Source organism: Stenotrophomonas maltophilia, from assembly GCF_013464915.1.
GTDB classification, from domain to species: Bacteria; Pseudomonadota; Gammaproteobacteria; order Xanthomonadales; family Xanthomonadaceae; genus Stenotrophomonas; species Stenotrophomonas maltophilia_AT.
Genome location: NZ_RAVT01000022.1, coordinates 1 through 17,673 on the forward strand (window position 1 = coordinate 1; position 17,673 = coordinate 17,673).

15 protein-coding genes and 1 pseudogene are annotated in these 17,673 nt (G+C 64.8%); 10 read left to right on the forward strand and 6 right to left on the reverse strand.

The window, feature by feature from the left end; all coding sequences use genetic code 11:
* From D7T59_RS21285 to D7T59_RS07475, 9 genes and pseudogenes are all read left to right on the forward strand, one after another.
* Positions 1 to 1,545: pseudogene (locus D7T59_RS21285) on the forward strand (hypothetical protein); the annotation flags it as partial.
* A complete protein-coding gene (locus D7T59_RS07445) occupies positions 1,542 to 1,916 on the forward strand; it encodes a hypothetical protein (RefSeq protein ID WP_180852524.1) in 375 nt (124 codons plus the stop codon). The pseudogene D7T59_RS21285 and the gene D7T59_RS07445, both read left to right, overlap by 4 nt.
* A gap of 34 nt (positions 1,917 to 1,950) precedes the next feature.
* Positions 1,951 to 2,226, forward strand: a complete 276-nt coding sequence (locus D7T59_RS07450) for a hypothetical protein (protein ID WP_180852525.1) — start codon at positions 1,951 to 1,953, stop codon at positions 2,224 to 2,226.
* A gap of 740 nt (positions 2,227 to 2,966) precedes the next feature.
* Entirely contained in the window at positions 2,967 to 3,668 is a 702-nt protein-coding gene (locus tag D7T59_RS21395) for a polymorphic toxin type 50 domain-containing protein (RefSeq protein WP_343203080.1), read from the forward strand.
* 5 nt (positions 3,669 to 3,673) lie between these two features.
* Positions 3,674 to 3,988 (forward strand): MafI2 family immunity protein, encoded by a 315-nt coding sequence (locus tag D7T59_RS21520; RefSeq protein WP_475283664.1) that lies wholly within the window; start codon positions 3,674 to 3,676, stop codon positions 3,986 to 3,988.
* Between the two features lie 11 nt (positions 3,989 to 3,999).
* Entirely contained in the window at positions 4,000 to 4,257 is a 258-nt protein-coding gene (locus tag D7T59_RS07460) for a hypothetical protein (protein WP_180852526.1), read from the forward strand.
* An 89-nt stretch (positions 4,258 to 4,346) separates the two neighbouring features.
* A complete protein-coding gene (locus tag D7T59_RS07465; RefSeq protein WP_180852527.1) occupies positions 4,347 to 4,670 on the forward strand; it encodes a hypothetical protein in 324 nt (107 codons plus the stop codon).
* A 293-nt stretch (positions 4,671 to 4,963) separates the two neighbouring features.
* A complete protein-coding gene (locus D7T59_RS07470) occupies positions 4,964 to 5,515 on the forward strand; it encodes an HdeD family acid-resistance protein (protein WP_180852528.1) in 552 nt (183 codons plus the stop codon).
* Complete coding sequence (locus D7T59_RS07475) at positions 5,512 to 5,982, forward strand: SecDF P1 head subdomain-containing protein (protein ID WP_180852529.1); 471 nt, start codon at positions 5,512 to 5,514, stop codon at positions 5,980 to 5,982. The genes D7T59_RS07470 and D7T59_RS07475 overlap by 4 nt, the downstream gene beginning before the upstream one ends.
* A gap of 560 nt (positions 5,983 to 6,542) precedes the next feature.
* Here the strand turns inward: D7T59_RS07475 and D7T59_RS07480 are convergent.
* From D7T59_RS07480 to D7T59_RS07505, 6 genes are all read right to left on the reverse strand, one after another.
* Positions 6,543 to 8,330: an MFS transporter gene (locus tag D7T59_RS07480; protein ID WP_180852530.1), complete on the reverse strand. Its 1,788-nt coding sequence runs from the start codon at positions 8,328 to 8,330 to the stop codon at positions 6,543 to 6,545.
* A gap of 192 nt (positions 8,331 to 8,522) precedes the next feature.
* On the reverse strand, positions 8,523 to 9,638 hold the full coding sequence (locus D7T59_RS07485) for an N-acetylglucosamine-6-phosphate deacetylase (RefSeq protein WP_180852531.1): 1,116 nt from the start codon (positions 9,636 to 9,638) through the stop codon (positions 8,523 to 8,525).
* Positions 9,635 to 10,411, reverse strand: coding sequence for a DeoR family transcriptional regulator (locus D7T59_RS07490; protein WP_180852532.1), 777 nt, complete (start codon positions 10,409 to 10,411; stop codon positions 9,635 to 9,637). Before D7T59_RS07490 ends, D7T59_RS07485 begins: the two co-directional genes overlap by 4 nt.
* A 33-nt stretch (positions 10,412 to 10,444) precedes the next feature.
* Positions 10,445 to 11,779 carry a D-tagatose-bisphosphate aldolase, class II, non-catalytic subunit gene (locus D7T59_RS07495; protein ID WP_180852533.1) on the reverse strand — a complete coding sequence of 445 codons (1,335 nt, stop codon included), beginning with the start codon at positions 11,777 to 11,779 and terminating at the stop codon, positions 10,445 to 10,447.
* 17 nt (positions 11,780 to 11,796) lie between these two features.
* A complete protein-coding gene (locus tag D7T59_RS07500) occupies positions 11,797 to 12,735 on the reverse strand; it encodes an ROK family protein (protein WP_180852534.1) in 939 nt (312 codons plus the stop codon).
* Positions 12,728 to 13,894, reverse strand: a complete 1,167-nt coding sequence (locus D7T59_RS07505) for an SIS domain-containing protein (RefSeq protein WP_180852535.1) — start codon at positions 13,892 to 13,894, stop codon at positions 12,728 to 12,730. Before D7T59_RS07505 ends, D7T59_RS07500 begins: the two co-directional genes overlap by 8 nt.
* Positions 13,895 to 14,216: 322 nt before the next feature.
* Here D7T59_RS07505 and D7T59_RS07510 point away from each other — a divergent pair, with 322 nt between their 5' ends.
* Positions 14,217 to 17,576, forward strand: coding sequence for a TIM-barrel domain-containing protein (locus D7T59_RS07510; RefSeq protein ID WP_180852536.1), 3,360 nt, complete (start codon positions 14,217 to 14,219; stop codon positions 17,574 to 17,576).
* The last annotated feature ends 97 nt before the right edge of the window (positions 17,577 to 17,673 follow it).

The following is a 17,673-nucleotide window of genomic DNA, read 5'->3' on the forward strand; positions in this document are numbered from 1 at the left end:
GTGCGCGATGGCAATGAAAGTGCACTGGCCGGGCTCGATCGCACCGCAACCGGCTTTGATACCGACAGCGCGCTGTCAGCCGTTGACCTTCGCAAGATGCAGGAGCGCGCCGAAGTGATGCAGCTGGGCGGGCAGCTGCTGTTCAAGGGCGCGGGTGACCTGGGCAGCTACCTGAGCCAGAAGGCGGAGACCGAGGAGGGCAAGGCGTTCTGGGCCGACGGCGGCAACGGACGCGCGCTGCTGCACGGCATGGCCGGTGCGGCGATGGCCGCGCTGGGCGGGGCCGATGCGCTGAAGGGCGCGGTGAGTGCTGCCGGTGCGGAGAAGGCCAAGATCGCGATCTCGGAATTCCTCGAGAGCAACAAGGGCAACCTGAGCTGGGAGGACTACCAGTCGCTGATGGAAGTGGGCAGCGCGATGGTGGGTGGGGCTCTGGGTGGAAGCACGGGCGCCAACATTGCGGTGACCGGGGATCGGTTCAATCGGCAGCTGCACATCAGTGAGATCGATTTGATCCAGGGCTCCGCGTCTGGGTTTGCTCAGCGCCTGTGCGGTTGCCGCAACCCAAGCCGCGAGCAGATCGACGCAGCCGAGAAGTCCTTGTCGGAGCAGGCCTATCGGCAGGTGCAGTTCGGCGTAGAGGGGCAATGGGATCAAGCCGCGAGCGACTATCTGAGGCAAGTCAGCGCGGGCAGGCTTCTTGAACCTGATCCGAACAGGCCGGGTAGCGGCTACAGCCCACTGTTCTATGCAACGCCGGGTGAGAAGGCGGATGCAACGCAGTACGTCGGCTCATGGAGTCTGAGGGCGGACTTCTATCGCAAGAACGGTCTGGATGTGCCCTCGCAAGAGCAGGCGATGGCCGCTGCCATCCAGGATCAGATTGATCGCAAGACCCACGGCAAAGTGCTTATTGGAGGGACGGCTGTCATCACGGCCGCGGGACTGTCGCCGGTTGCGTTGGCTGCGGCGCGTAGCTGCCTGAGCAAGCCAGCGTCCTGCGACGCAATCCTGACCGGCGTGGTTGATGCAGTCGCAAGCGAGGCAACGGGTGGTGCCAGCTTGGTGGTTGGCGCGGGTGCAGCTGCGAAGACTGCCGAGTTGATTGTTGAAAACGTTGCGAGGGAGGCGGCCAGTGGTGGAGCCTTGGCTGGTTTGGGAAGATCTGCCACCCAACTACCTAAGAGCGGTGTTCCGAAGCCCAACTTGGGCACAGGTACAGCAAATTTTGCCGATGAGGTAAAACTGATGGGCCACTTTGAAAAGCATGGCGCTGAGTTTGGTGCTAGGTCGGCTTCGGAGTACCTTGAAGTTGGTAAGGACATCATGACGTATGGGCAAAAGGTCCAGTATGTCTATAAGGGGGAAATTCGGACCGGGTATGTTCAATTTATGGGAAACACGTCACGCGGGAAAGCTAAGTTTGGATTTGTAGGAACTAACGCTGATGGTTCCATCACTACTATCCATGTTGAAAGTGGAAAGAATATATGGAGGACGATTAATGGTGACTCTCTGGATAAGGCGATGAGGCCAGTGCAATGATCTATTCGGCAGTTGTTGAGGGTCTGAGTCCTGTGGTGGAGGAGGAGGTATCTATAGAGATTTCAGGCGAGCGGCTCGTCTGTTTCGCGAGCTACCTTCCATTCCGCATTGAAGTGGGCGAGACGTACCAAGTTGAACTATCTCCAATGGTTTTTTCCGAGTATGTTGTAAATGATCTTCCTGGCATTGGCTCATCGATAACTCGACGGGGGGTTGGGTATTCGTACGAAATTGTTGGGGATCTCAAAGATGGGAGGATCACCAGTGGTGAGTTCATGTTCTTCGACGAGGCCTTTCTAGAGGATTTCGCCTTTCTCGATGGGCGGAGGGTATCGTGGGTAGTTGATAGACTTGATGTGCTATTTATATAGCGTGCTTGCTGGGTTTCTGTCCTACTTGTGAATTTTGCGCTCGAGCGGAGGTGCTGAAAACGCAAGGAGGCTTCTGTGCTACCTGAGCCAGAAGGCGGAGACCGAGGAGGGCAAGGCGTTCTGGGCCGACGGCGGCAACGGACGCGCGCTGCTGCACGGCATGGCCGGTGCGGCGATGGCCGCGCTGGGTGGTGCGGATGCGCTGAAGGGCGCGGTGAACGCCGCCAAGCTTCGTACCCAGTTGGCCGCTCAGGAGATTGCGGGTGGGCATGCCTTCGAAAAGCACGTGCTTGTACAGGGGGAATTCTAGGGGCTGGGTATTCGGACTCGTGAGCAATTTGCAAGTCATATTGAAAATGTTATGAGTAATCCATCGTCGATACGTTATTACAAAGATGGTCGGACGGTGTATATTCAAGAGAGTACAGGCACTGTTGTCTTTAGAAATCCAAACGGCGGGGAAGGAACCGCGTTCCAGCCTAAAAACTGGAAAGACTATATTTCCACTCTCCCAACTCAATCAGTTCCATACTGAGAACTCAATGAAATTAGATAGAATTAACGATGCGGACCTAATTTTGCATCTAAACTCCCGAGAGCTCGATCTGGTTCTATCATGCATTCGAGAGTCATTTGCAACATTGAACAGGAAGGAATATGAATTGAGGATAGGGGTTCCAATTGATGAGGCTGCAAAGATGGCGGTTGAGCTAAAGGATATTATGGGGCGTGAGGGATTAGGTGGGTAGTTGAGATAATTTGGTATTTGGCATTTGCTCCGCGAATTGGGGTGCGCTCCAGCGGGCAGAGGACTTCCGTGTCGACCCGCTTTCAAAGGATCTAGTGTTGACGAATTCTAAGTGTAAAGAATGTGCGATTCTGACCCGTAAATCTTAGTGACCATCGACATTGATGAGTATCGTAGGGCCCTTCGAGGTCTTTAATCAGAGTTGGATCTTTCAATAGAAATAGATCTGGCGGCCAGGAAGATGACCTCTTCGATCTGAACAGCCTGTGCAAAGCAGGCGAGGCAGGCGGCCAAGTTTGAAGGTGGTTGCCAGTATCTGCGGCAACGGACGCGCGCTGCTGCACGGCATGGCCGGTGCGGCGATGGCCGCATTGGGTGGCGCCGATGCACTCAAGGGCGCGGTGAGTGCTGCCGGTGCGGAGAAGGCCAAGATCGCGATCTCGGATTACTTGGAGAACAACAAGGGCAGCCTGAGCGGGGAGGCCTACCAGTCGCTGATGGAAGTCGGCAGCGCGATGGTAGGTGGGGCTCTGAGTGGAAGCACYGGCGCCAACATTGCGCTTACAGGAGATCGATTCAATCGGCAGCTGCACCTTGACGAAGCAAAGAAGCTGGATGCGTTGAAGCAGGGCAAGACTGCTGATGAGCAGCAGCGCTTGAACGACGCAATGTGTGCCCTGGTTCATTGTTCCGCCGGCGTACCGGATAGCGATCCGAACAAGGCTCAACTGGAGGCCTCGGAGAAACGCGGACGTGGATATGCGGCAGAGCAGCAGCTTATCAAGGGCGCCAATGCTTTCCTTGGCTACTCAACGATTGGCGAGCTGCTAACTGGGGTTCATAGTGGAAAGTATCCCGTCGTTGGAAATGGTTCACGAGGTAATCCAATTGTGGAGTTTGGTCGGCCGATAGGCGTTGATGGCAAAACGGGAAAGACCGTAACAAGGGGGCAGATACAATATGGTAAAAATGGTGCTCATATTGTTCTGGATGCGAGGGAGTAGGCGGCATGTTCTTAAGTAGGCTTCCGGATTGGCTGGTTGTGTGTTTCAGAGTGGCGCTCCTTGGAGAGATATATCGGGAGATTAGAGCTATAGCCATCGGGTACAACGAGAAGGGGGAGTTGTTGATTCGTTACTACCTTGATCGTGATCCAACTGATTTCGATCGAGAAAGTATGGAGGTCGTGGCGACAAATGTTGATGCGGCAAATTCGGCGGGTGTTATTTCAAGGATCGACGTTGAATGCTTGCATGTTTCAGGCTTCCAGAGGGACTTGCCCCCGCTTAGTGGCTTTGTTTACGCGCGCCGAGAATTTATTTAAGGATGTGCGCCGTGGGCGGCAACACGCTTCTGCAAGCCTGCGTGATCGGTGGCACTGCTGATGCTTCGAGGAATCGCCTGGATACCGGAAGCCTGTCCGTTGTCGACATCAAGAACGAATCCCGCGCCAAGACCAGCAGTGGTGGCGTTTTCAGTCCGCCGAGCAGCCACGCCAGCGCGGCGTTGAACCTGCTGGGCGGCACGAAGAAGAACGACAGCAGGGTCTGCATCCGAACGCCGCTGCCGGCGCGGTGGCGCTGCGCGATGTGATCTGGACTTCATGCCCCGTGACTTCGTGGGAATCGCAGTCTCTCGGCCCAATGGGATACTTCAAGTCGGCCCAATGGGATACTTCAAGAATGAAGGATACGTACGATCTGTATGGCGCTGGAGGCTTGGACCTCTATTCGGCGAGGTGCACGGCGGAGTCTGCGCTTGGCGTGATTTTTGAAGAGAGGGACAGCGCCTACCAGGGAGGGGTGTACTACCGATATGTGGGGCGTGATTCAGAGAATATGGTTCTGAAGATCAACGTTGACCCGTTTGATGGGGAGCCCGCGGAGGTTGCATTCCCGCAGTACCCCGTCCTGCTGTATGTGAATTCGACACGAAGGTCATCCGACCTTGAGGAGGCCATTGGGCGTTGCGGGGTGTTTGAATTGCTCCGGCGTGAGCGCTTGTAGCCAACTTGGCTGGATGCTTGGCGTCTGATGGGTCTTTCGTTCAAGAGTCGAAATCTCCAGCAAACCCCGCGGCAGGATCAACGGCAGTGGCATCGGCCCCCGGGTCAGTCTCGCTGGCGCAAGGGGGCGTAGGGCGACGCGAAGAAGAGCGACCGCTGTTGTCCATTGATGAGATCCGAGCAATGTCGTCCATGGCAGCGCCGGCCCACGACAATCCCGTCAAAGGTCACCGTCATCTCCCTCTTCATCCCGAAAGGCTACGATGAAGCCGATTCCGGATCGAAGGAGTGGCCATGAATTCCCCCTTGTCTCCCCTGTTGTCGGCGGTCGGCCGTAGCTGGTGGATCCTCCTGCTGTATGGCCTGGTCGCTCTCGGCTTCGGCATCATCGCCATCGGCTGGCCCTTGTCGGCGGCCATGGCATTGGCCTGGACGCTGGGCGTGATGGCCATCATCGAGGGCGTCATCAGCCTGTTCGCATTGATCAATGGCGGCAGCGGCGCGTCCCGCGGCTGGCTGGCGCTGTACGTCCTCGCCTCGCTGGGCTTCGGCATCCTGGCGGTGATCAATCCGCTGGCGACGGCCAGCGTGCTGGTGCTGTTCCTGGCGGCGTGGCTGCTGGTGGCCGGCATCTATCGCATCGTGTTCGCCATCCGCGTGCGCAAGCAGATCCAGGGCGAATGGCTGCTGATCCTCAGCGGCGTGCTGGCCGTGGTGCTGGGCTTGCTGTTTGCGGCCAACCCGTATGCCGGCGTGGCGGTGACCACGCTGTGGATCGGTATCGGCAGCCTGCTGTACGGGCTGCTGCAGGTGCTGGTGGCGTTCAAGCTGCGGAAGCTGAAGTGAGGACTGCGCTTCCGCTGTTGCTGGGCGTGGCCTTGACCCTGGCCGGCTGCATGCCGGGCGCCACGCCCGGTGGCTTGGCAGGGAAGGATCACGTGCCGCGCCCTGGCGTGGATGTGCGCCTGAGCGCGGTGGACGCCTCCGGCAAAGGCAAGCCGGCGCAATGGCAAGGCGAAACCCTGGCCCTGCGCGAGCCGCCGATTGCCGGCAGCGCCGATATCGCCGATGTGCGCTACGTGCTGGACGAGGGCCAGCAGCCGGGTCTGCAGATCCGGTATCGGCCAGAGGCACGCCAGCGCATCCATGATGGCACGGCGGCGCTGGTGGGCCAGCGGGCGGCGATCAGCGTGGATGGCCGCGTGCTGATGGTGGCGACGGTGAAAGGCCCGTTCGGTGAATCGATGATGCTGAGCGGGCTGCCGAGCATTGCCGAGGCACAGGAGATTGCCAGGCACATCACCGGGAAATGATAGGAGGCGGTAGAGTCGACTGTTAGTCGACTCACGCGCGTAGCGCGGCGTTCCTGGTGTTGGAGCGAAGAGCAGTCGACTAACAGTCGACTCTACCCGGTCTGCGTACCGTACCCATCGGCGTGCCACAGCCTCAGCGACCTGAGGCKCAGGCGTTGGCCAGGCACATCACCGGGAAATGATGGGAGGCGGTAGAGTCGACTGTTAGTCGACTCACGCGCGTAGCGCGGCGTTCCTGGTGTTGGAGCGAAGAGCAGTCGACTAACAGTCGACTCTACCCGGTCTGCGTACCGTACCCATCGGCGTGCCACAGCCTCAGCGACCTGAGGCGCAGGCGTTGGCCAGGCACATCACCGGGAAATGATGGGAGGCGGTAGAGTCGACTGTTAGTCGACTCACGCGCGTAGCGCGGCGTTCCTGGTGTTGGAGCGAAGAGCAGTCGACTAATAGTCGACTCTACCCGGTCTGCGTGCCACACCCATCGGCGTGCCATACCGTCACGGCGGGCCATACCCCGTTGGCATGTCATGGGGTATGGCCGACGCCAGGTGCAGGCGCTGTCAGCCCCGCTTTCCCGCGAACCGTGCCTCGATCTCCTCCAGTGACTTGCCCTTGGTCTCCGGTAGCCAGAACGCGGCTACCAGGAAGAACACGAAGGTGCACGCCGCCCAGAACACAAACATGCTGGCGTAGCCGTAGTGGCCCACCGTGGGCAGGAAGATCGCGGCGATGGTGGTCGACACGAACTGGTTGATCAGCAGCGCGATGCTCATGCCGTTGGAGCGGATGCGGTTCGGCATCAGCTCCGACAGCGCCAGCCACACGCAGACGCCGGGGCCGACTGCGAAGAACGCGACGAACACCAGGATGCAGGCAGCCACCGCCCAGCCGTGTGCCGGTGGCGGCACCGGGCCGATGCGGGCCTGTTCGATGCGCAGCGGCGCCTGCGCGGCACTGGCCGGGTCAGCGAACGGGTTCAGATGCAGCTTGCGGAAGAACGCGCCGATCACGCTGTCCGGTTGCACGGTGCCGGCGCGCTCGATGCGCAGCTCGCGATCAATCAGGTTGTCGCTGCGCAGGGCACGCACATTGGTGAAGTCGCCGTAGGCGTAGGACACGGTCAGCTGCATCGGCCGGCCTTCGCTGTCGATGCCAGCGCCGAGGCGCTGCCATTGGGCGTCGTCCAGCACCAGCTGCAGACCATCGCCGCTGACCGCCGCCTGCAACTGCGGCTGCACGTCGGTGCGACCGCGTTCGGCCTGGAAGAACAGCGTGGCGGCGGCCAGCAGGGCCACGCAGATGCCGCCGCTGCCGAGCATCAGCAGGAATTTGCGGCCCTTGCGGTCGACCAGCAGCAGCGCGACCACGGTCATCACCGCATTGAGCAGCTTGATCGCCACGTCGGCGCCATTGGCGACCGAGCCGGACAGGCCGGCCTGGTTGAGGATGTTCACCGCGTAGGCCAGCACCGAGTTGATGCCGGTGGCCTGGGTACAGGCCAACACTACGCAGGCGAGCAGGAACGGCACCACATAGCGGCGGCTGAGCAGCGGGTCGCGCTTGCCGCTGTTGCTGCTGGATTCCGGCGCCTGGATCAGTGCGAGCGTCGGCTCCACCTCCGAAGCGGGCAGCACACGCTGCAGGCTGCGGCGCGCATCATCGATGCGGCCACGGCGCACCAGCCAGCGCGGTGATTCGGACAGCCAGAAGATGCCCGCACAGAACAGCAGGCCCGGGGCCAGGCAGCTCCAGAAGATGGTGCGCCAGGCATGGTCCTTCACCGTGAACAGTTCCTGCGCCTGCTGTGCCAGGGGCAGCGAACGCACGGCTTCGGCGGCAGCATCCACCGCATGTGCGTGGTACAGGCCGATCAGCGCGGCCAGTACCAGGCCGATGGTCAGCAGCAGCTGGAACATCGCTGCACCGCGCCCGCGGCGCTCGGGGCTGAGTACTTCTGCCAGGTACAGCGGCACCACCACGCCGATCAGACCGCCGCTGACGCCCTGCAGCAGGCGGCCCAGCAGCAGCGGCGTGTAGCCGGAGGCCAGTGCCATGATCGGAATCGAGGCGGTGAACAACAGGCCGGCCAGCAGCATCGCACCGCGGCGGCCGATCAGGTCGGCAACCATGCCGGCGAACAGCGAGGACAGCACGCTGCCCAGCAGCACCGCAGCCACGACAAAACCGAGCTGCTGGCTGCTGAGCTGCCAGGCGTGGCTGGCGGTGGCCTCAAGATAGGGCAGGGCACCGGCGATGATGCCGATGTCGATGCCATACAACAGGCCGCCGAGGCCGCCGATGAAGAGCAGGTAGCGTACGGGCCAGCGCGGAGCGGTGCTTGCAGTCATCGGCAGTTCCTGTGGTAGCGCCGGGCCACGCCCGGCGGCGGTTCGTCGCAGAGTGCTTTCTGTAGAGCCGAGCCATGCTCGGCTGCTTTCCGTTCCGATATCGAGGTTCCCCATCCCGCGCTTCGCACGCTGAGCCGAGCATGGCTCGGCTCTACAGGGAGCCTGCGCGGCGTCCGGGCCGCATCGCGAGTGTCAGTTCAGATCAACCACGCGCCCGCCGATCACCACCTGCTGCAGGCGCAATCCGGCGTCCAGCACCACCAGGTCGGCGCGGGCGTCGGGCGCGATGCGGCCGCGATCGCCCAGGCCCAGGTAGTCGGCCGGGAAGGTGGAAACACGTCGCGAGGCATCGGCCAGCTCCAGGCCCACCTGCACCAGGTTGCGTAGCGCCTGGTCCATGGTCAGTGCACTGCCGGCCAGTGAACCGGTGGCCAGGCGCACGCAGCCGCCGCACTTGTGCACGCGCTGCTCGCCCAGTGCGTACTCGCCATCGGGCATGCCAGTAGCGGCGGTGGCGTCGGTCACCGCATACAGGCGCGGGATCGCGCGCGCGGCCAGCCGGATCACGCCGGGGTGGATGTGCTGCAGGTCGGGAATGATCTCGGCGTACTGCGCATGCGCCAACGCCGCTGCGGCGATGCCCGGGCGATAGTGATCGACGCCGGTCATGCCGTTGAACAGGTGGGTGAAACCGGAAGCACCGGCCTGCAGTGCGGCCACGCCTTCCTCGTAGGTGCCGGCGCTGTGGCCAAGCTGCACGCGGATGCCCATTGCCGAAAGCGCGGGAATCAGCGCGGTGTGCTCACCGATTTCCGGCGCCAGCGTCATCACCCGGATCGGCGCCAGCGCGTGCAGCTGCTGTACCAGCGCCAGCGTCGCCTCGATGGTGCGGTTGGGCTGCGCACCCAGCCGCTGCGGGCTGATGAACGGCCCCTCCAGATGCACGCCGGCAATACAGGCGGCCTCGGCGTCGGGTGCGGCCATGGTGGCGGCCACGCCCTGCAGCGCGTGCTCGATCTCGTCCAGCCCGGCGGTCATGGTGGTCGCCAGCAGCGTGGTGGTGCCGAAGCGCAGATGGGTGCGGGCGATGGTGCGCGCCACGTCGCCGCCCTGCATCAGGTCCACGCCGGCGGCGCCATGCACATGCAGGTCGATGAAGCCGGGCAGGATCACCGGCAGCTGCAGATCGTCGGCACCGCTGTGGTCGTCCACCTGCAGCTGGCGCACGTGTGAATCGAAGTGGACCTGGCCACGCCGCCAACCCAGCGGGGTGAGGATGCGGCCATGCAGGGAGCGGGTGTCGGTCATATAGCGGGCTCGGCGATGATCACTTCGATGCCCAGCCGCTGCAGTCCTTCGCGGGTTGCATCGTCGATGCCGGCGTCGGTGATGATGGTGTGGATCTGATCCAGCAACGCGATGCGGTGCAGGCTGACGCGGCCGAACTTGGAGGCGTCGGTGAGCACCACGATGCGGCGTGCACGTTCGACCATGCGATGGTTGAGGCGGGCTTCGGCTTCATCGTGGGTGGTCAGGCCGAACTGCAGGTCCAGGCCGTCCACGCCCAGGAACAGGGTGTCGAAGCTGTAGGAGTTGAGGCTGGCTTCGGCCTGGCTGCCCTGCAGCGACAACGACTGCTGGCGCAGCAGCCCACCGGTCAGCAGCACGTTGATGCCGGGCGCGTTGGCCAGTTCCCAGGCGATGTTCAGCCCGTTGGTCATCACCGTCACGTCGCGCTGACTGCGCAGGTGGCGGGCCAGGGTCATCGTGGTCGAGCCGGAGTCGATGATGATGTTGTCACCGGGCCGCACCAGGCGCGCGGCACACGCGCCGATCGATTCCTTCAGCGGCAGGTTCAGTGCGTCCTTTTCGTGGATGTCCTGTTCCTGCGGCGGCGTGCGCACCAGCGTGGCGCCACCGTGGGTACGGTTGGCCAGGCCCTGCGATTCGAAGTGGGTCAGGTCGGCACGGATGGTCACCGCCGACACGCCGAAGCGCTCGACCAGATCGGCCACCTGCACCGAGCCGTGCTCGATCAGCAGCTGCAGGATCTGTTGCCGGCGGGAGCGGGTGTTGCGCATGGCCATTCTCGGTGTCGCGGGGAAAGGTAGAGATTAGCCGTTCGCAGCAACGGCGGCAGCCGAACCTGCGTGGTGAGTGCGGGTTCCGGCCTGGTTGGCGCTGCACGCACGGGCGTACTCGCCCAGGCACAGGCCGACGCGATGCTGTGCCAGTGCGGCAGGCGTATTGGCCAGGGTGCCCTCGCGCACGGCGCGGTACTGCTCGGGCAGGTACTGGCTGAGCAGTACCAGCGGCGGCGCGTGCCGTTCCAGGTTGGCGAACAGGGTCTGCACCGCCTGCACCAGTGCGGGCTCGCCCCAGTAGTAGCGGCAGCGGTCGCTGAAGGAATAGCTGCGCAGCAGGCGCAGCGCCGCCTCATCGCCCTGGTAGTAGGACTGCCAGTACTTCGGCTGCGCCACCATCACCTCGTCCAGCACCTGCGGCAGGCGCGAGCACTGCGCCGCCGGCAGCAGTTCGGCCTCGATCGCGGCCAGGGCGAACAGTGCTTCGCGATAGGCGAACGTCGCCGCCGGGCCCACCTTGAGGATGGCGAAGTGATCGCGCACCAGGGCATGCAGGCCGCTTTCGCGCTGGTAATCGGTGGAATGCGCTTCGAACACGATGCGCGGCTGCTGTTCGAGGAAATCGGCCAGCGCACTGGCGGCGGCCGGGTCGTATTCGTGCACGCTGCTGTGGTCGAAGTCCACACCCGGCTGCACCACCATCGCGATCACCCGTTGCCACGCATCGCGCAGCTGCGGCGTGTCGAACGCCTGCTGGTGGATGGCCAGGGTCTGCGCGGCGGCGGCCGGCGTGGTCACCTGCAGGCCTTCGGCCAGCGAGGCTTCACCACCGGGAATCGGCACTTCGGTACCGATCACGTAGACCGGCGGCGGCAGGCCGTGTTCGGCGGCGGTGCGTTCAGCGATCTCGGCCAGCTCGGCCGAGCGCGCAGCGACGATGGCGTCCGGCAGCGGCACCGGGTCATCGGCGCAGGACATGCTGCAGTCCAGGTGGATCTTGTGGAAACCGGCGGCGACGTAGGCTTCGATCAGCACGCGCGCGTGGGTCATTGCCTCGGCGGCCGGGCGCTTCTGCCAGGCATTCGGGCCGAGGTGGTCGCCGCCCAGGATCAGCTGTTCGCGCGGAAAGCCTTCCTCATCGGCCAGCGCGCCGACGTAGTCGCGGTACTGCGGCGGGGTCATGCCGGTGTAGCCACCGAACTGGTCGACCTGGTTGGACGTGGCCTCGATCAGCAGCACGGTGCCATGCGCCTGCGCCACGTGCATGGCCGCGCGTAGGACCTGTTCGTTGCTGCAGCAGACGCTGTACAGGCCGACATTGGCACCGGCGCGGTGGGAGGCAAGCAGGCTCTGCAACGGGGACATGGTCAGGCTCCGGTCGATCAGGAAAACGAGGGTTGGCAGGCGAGCAGGGCGGCACCACGTGCGCCACCGGCATCGCCGAAGCGTGGCGGCACGATGGGCGGTACCTGCACGCCGTTGAACAGATGGGCGGCGATGGCGGCGGGCAGCTGCTGGTACAGCGGCGCGTACTGCGAAAGACCACCGCCAAGTACGATCACGTGCGGGTCCAGCGCCAGCACCAGCGCGGCCAGGCTGTGGCCGAGCAGGTCGCGGTGGATGTCCAGCGCCCTGCGTGCGCGGGCATCACCGGCTTCGGCCAGTGCGATCACCGCGCTGGCGTCGGCGGCGCTGCCACCGAGATGGCGTTCGATCATCGCCACGCCACTGCCGGACACGTAGCGCTCCACGCAGCCCTGCAGGCCGCAGGCGCAGTCGATCAGTGGCAGGCCATGGCGCTGCAGCAGGTGGCCGGGCACGCTCCAGTGGCCCCATTCCCCGGCCACGCCATTGAAGCCGGACAGCAGGCGACCCTGCAGGCAGAAGCCGCCGCCGGCACCAGTGCCGAGGATGGCGCCGAACATGCTGGGGTAGCCGTCAGCCGCGCCGCCGTGCGCTTCAGACAGGGCAAAACATTGCAGGTCGTTGCCGAAATGCAGAGGTCGCTGCAGGCGCGCCTGCAGGTCGGCGGCCACGCTGTGCCCGGTCAACGCAGGCACGTTCGCGCTGAGCTGGCGGCCGCTGCGGCGGTCGCGCACGCCGGGCAGAGCGATGCCGATCGCCGCATCGCTGCGACCCAGCGCGGCATCCGCCTCGGCGACCAGGGTCACCACCGCCTGCAGGAAACCGTCGTAGTCGCCCTGCGGGGTGGCCACCCGGCGTCGCCAGGTGACCTGCATCGCCGCATCGCACGCCACCAGCTCGATCTTGGTGCCGCCGATGTCGATGCCGTAGCAGGCGTGGGCGATCAGCTCAGCCATGGTGGATGGTGACGCCCTTGACGACGCGGTTGACGGTGCCGTCCGGGAACGGGTTGTCCGGGGTCAGGCCGAGCGCGGCCGAGCGCTGCAGCGCGAACAGCTGCGCGAAGCCCAGCCACACCGGCGCCAGCCACGGGTCGTCGAATGCAGTGTGAAGCGGCGGCACCACAAGGGTGTACTCGTCATCGGTGCCGATATCCGAGTGCGGGCCGATCGCCAGCACCTGGCCGGCCACGCCGTCGCGGCGCAGTTCTTCCAGCAGGTCCTGTTCGTAGCGGCGCGCCAGCGGCTGCACGCTGCGCAGCACCACCACCAGGGTGTTGCCGTCCAGCGTCGACTTCGGCCCATGACGGAAGCCCAACGGCGTATTGGCCAACGCCAGCACGCGGCCGGCGGTCAGCTCCAGCACCTTCAGCGCGGCTTCGCGTGCGAGCGCTTCCAGCGGGCCGCTGCCAAGGTAGATCACCCGGTTGAACGGGCGCTGCGCCAGTGCGGCCACCGGTGCGTCCCACTGTGCCTGGCCTTCGCGGGCGAGACCGGCAATCTGCTTCAGCCGTGCCACGCGCGCATCCCACGGCGAGCGGTCGAACACGGTCAGCGCCGCCAGCAGCATGCAGGTCAGGCTGCTGGTCATGGCGAACGCGCGGTCGCAGCTGGCCGAAGGCATCAGCAGGGTGCAGGTATCTGCGCGGCCGGCGCCACGACGGGCCAGTTCGCCATCGGCGTTGCAGGTGATGTCGAGGAAGCGGGCATCGTCCACGTCGCTGCGCACGCGGTCCACCGCGGCCACGCTTTCCGGGCTGGAACCACTGCGGCCGAACGACACCAGCAGGGTGGGGCGGTCGCGCTGCAGGTACAGCGCCGGGTGGGTCAGCAGGCTGGTGGTGTGCACCACGCGCACGTCGGCCGGCCACTGCGCGTTGATTGCGTCGGCCACCATCTCGGCGATGAAGCCGGAGCTGCCGGCGCCGGTGAACAGCACGCGCTGGTTGGGATCGTTGAGGCTGTCGCCGAGGAAGGCCTGAAGGCGGTCGCGGGCACGCGACAGGTCCTGTGCGAGGGCTTCCCACAGCGCAGGCTGCTGGGCGATTTCGGTAGCGGTATCGGCTCCGCCCAGGCGCTGCCAGGCGGACACATCGGAAAGCAGGGTGACGTCCATTCGGAGGTTCCAGTTGGGCCAGCGCACCATCTGCGTTTTCTTTCGAAATGTCAAATAGCGAAAGCAAAAAGAAAGAAAAGGTGATGTGTGCTTCGCACGCTCCGACGCATGCGGGAAAACGAAAGAAGCGGCCGGATGCCGTATCGCACAATGCTTAACAGGCGGTTGCAAGCGCTTACACAAAGTATTGCGGCGCAACAACTTTCGTTTCAATGGAATATATCTTCCTTTTTCCTTTCAATTTGTTGACATCTTTCGAATCGCTGCCCTAGAGTCGGCCCAACCGCTTTCGAAACGCCCGGTGAACGGGTTGGGAGTCCGCGTGGAAAACTGCGTTCGTCGCTCGCCGCTGATGCTGGCCCTGTTGCCGGCATTGATGCTGGCGTCCATGCCGGCCCGCGCCGAGCCGGTCGGCAATCTGCGTTCGGTGGCCGCCAGCGACAGCCGCGACGGCGTGCAGGGCTGGGACCTGCAGACCGACAAGGGCGCGCGCATCCGCATCGAGCTGCCGGCCACCGACATCATCCGCGTGCAGGCCGGCCGCAACGGCACGCTGACCGGTGCCGGCGACAAGGCCGCACCGATCGTGCTGCCGCAGCCCAAGGCGAATGTGCAGGCGCAGCTGGAAGAAGACGCGCAGGAAATCCGCGTGCGCACCGATGCACTGGTGCTGCATGTGCAGCGGCAGCCGCTGCGCATGCGCCTGGAACGCTTGGACAACGGCCAGCCCACCGCGCTGTGGCAGGAAATGCAGCCGCTGGACCTGGATGCCACGCAGAGCGTGCAGGTGCTGTCCTCGCAGGCCGATGAAGGCTACTTCGGTGGCGGCCAGCAGAACGGCCGCTACCAGTTCAAGGGCCGCGAGCTGGACGTGTCCTACTCCGGCGGCTGGGAAGAAGGTGATCGGCCGAGCCCGGCGCCGATGCTGCTGAGCAGCCGTGGCTGGGGCATGCTGCGCAACACATGGAGCGATGGCAGCTACGACCTGCGCCAGAGCGACCAGGCCACGCTGCTGCATCGCGAAGACCGCTTCGACGCCTACTACTTCGTCGGCGCCGACCTGCCGAAGCTGATCGAGCGCTATACCCAGCTGACCGGCCGCCCGAACATGGTCGCGCGCTGGGCGCTGTCCTACGGCGATGCCGATTGCTACAACGACGGCGACAACAGCAAGAAGCCCGGCACCGTGCCCGAGGGCTGGAGTGACGGCCCGACCGGCACCACGCCGGATGTGATCGACAGCGTGGCCAAGCAGTACCGCGCCCACGACATGCCTGGTGGCTGGATCCTGCCCAACGATGGCTATGGCTGCGGTTACAAGCAGCTGCCGGAAACGGTGAAGGGCCTGGCCACGTATGGTTTCCGCACCGGCCTGTGGACCGAGAACGGCGTCGACAAGATCGCCTGGGAAGTGGGCAAGGCCGGCAGCCGCGTGCAGAAGCTGGACGTGGCCTGGACCGGCAAGGGCTACCAGTTCGCGATGGACGCCAACCGCCAGGCATTCAACGGCATCCTCGACAATTCCGATTCGCGCCCGTTCCTGTGGACGGTGATGGGCTGGGCCGGCATCCAGCGCTATGCCGTGGCCTGGACCGGTGACCAGAGCAGCAGCTGGGACTACATCCGCTGGCACGTGCCGACCCTGGTCGGTTCGGGCCTGTCCGGCATGGCCTATGCCAGCGGCGACGTCGATGCGATCTTCGGCGGCAGCGCCGAGACCTTTACCCGCGACCTGCAGTGGAAGGCCTTCACCCCGGTGCTGATGGGCATGAGCGGCTGGTCGTCGAATGCGCGCAAGCACCCGTGGTGGTACGACGAACCCTACCGCAGCATCAACCGCGACTACCTGAAGCTGAAGATGCGCCTGACCCCGTACATGTACGGGCTGGTGCACGAGGCCGCCCAGACCGGCGCACCGCCGGTGCGCGGCCTGATGTGGGACAACCCGCGCGATCCGCATGCGCAGGATGAAACCTACAAGTACCAGTTCCTGCTCGGCCGCGACCTGCTGGTGGCGCCGGTGTACCGCAGCCAGGCGGCCAGCCGTGGCTGGCGTCGCGACATCCATCTGCCGGCTGGTGGCTGGATCGACTACTGGGATGGCCGCCGCGTGCAGGCCGCCGCCGACGGCCGCCAGCTCGACCGCCAGGTGGACCTGGCCACGCTGCCGGTGTTCGTGCGTGCCGGTGCGATCCTGCCGATGTACCCGTCGATGCTGTTCGATGGCGAAAAGCCCCTCGATGAGGTGACCTTCGACCTCTACCCGCAGGGCGATTCGCAGTACACGCTGTACGAAGACGACGGCAACACCCGCCGCTACCAGCAGGGCGAGTCGAGCACGCAGCTGATCCGCGTGCAGGCGCCGGCGCAGGGCAGTGGCCCGGTGCAGGTGCAGATCGATGCGGTGCAGGGCCAGTACAACGGCCAGCTGCCGCAGCGTCGCTATGGCCTGCGCGTGCTCAGCCGCCAGGCGCCACGCGCGGTGCAGGCCGGTGGCCGCGCGCTGCCCGCGTTGGCCGACGCCGCTGCGTTCAACAACGCCAGCGAAGGCTGGTACTTCGATGCCGCCGAACGCCGCGGCACCCTGCATGTGCGCACCGCCAGCCAGGACATCCGCCAGCCGCTGCAGCTGCAGCTGGACTTCGCGGCGGCTGCGGCGGTCGCCGACGACGCCTATCCGGCCGCGCCGGTGCTGGGCCGCGAACTGCCCGCCGACAGCCTGCTGGTGGTCAACCGCCCGGCCGAAGAGCCTGGCCATGCGCTGGAAAACGCCTTCGACGACGATCCCAACACCTGGTTCCGCAGCGTGCGCAACCAGGCCGTGCGCACCGGTGCCCACGAATGGGTGGTGGGCTTCGGCGAGCGGAAGATGATCGATGGCATCGACATCGCGCCGCGCAACGACAAGAACTGGAAGCACGGCCAGGTGCGCGACTACGAGGTGTACCTGGGTGACAGCAATGGCGAGTGGGGCGAGCCGATCGCCCGTGGCCGCCTGCAGCTGAAGGAGGGCCTGCAGCGCATCGACTTCCCGGCCCACGCCGGTCGCCTGCTGCGCTTCCGCGTGCTGAGCGTGCAGAACCCCGAGGGCGATGGCGCCAGCAGCACCGACCCGATGGTCACGGCGGCACAGGGCAGCGCCCGCGCCTTCAATGCGCTGCAGCCGCGCGACGTCGGCCCGATCGCCCTGTCCACCTTCCACATCCTCGAACACCAGGAACCGGAGCGACCGGCCCGGCAGCGCTATCTCTCCGAGCTGCCGGTGCCGGCCGCGCTGGCCAGCCAGGTGCGTGCCGACCAGTCGTTCCGTGGCGATGCCGGCATGCGCATGAACGGCCTGCAGTTCCGCCGTGGCCTGGGCGTGGGCGCCAACAGCCGCATCGACCTGCGCCTGCAGGGCGGCTGGCACCTGCTGCGTGCCGACCTCGGCATCGACGATGCCTGCCGCACTGCCGGTGGCCTGCAGTTCCAGGTCTGGGGCGACAACCGCCTGCTGTACGACAGCGGCCTGGTGAAGGCACCCGGCGTGGTCAAGCCGGAGCTGGACATCCGTGGCCTTTCCACCCTGAGCCTGCGCACGCTGGGTGCGCAGGGCAGCCAACCCGCCCAGGTCTGTGCCAACTGGGCCAACGCCGTGCTGATCGGCCAGGAGGGCGACTCCGCCAGCATCGTCGCCCCATGACCCCCTCGTAACACCGCTCCTCCCCCCGCCCATTCCGACTACGGCCCTCATGGCCGTGGCCCGGGAGCGTTTTGCCCGCCGAACGCCCATGCGCTCA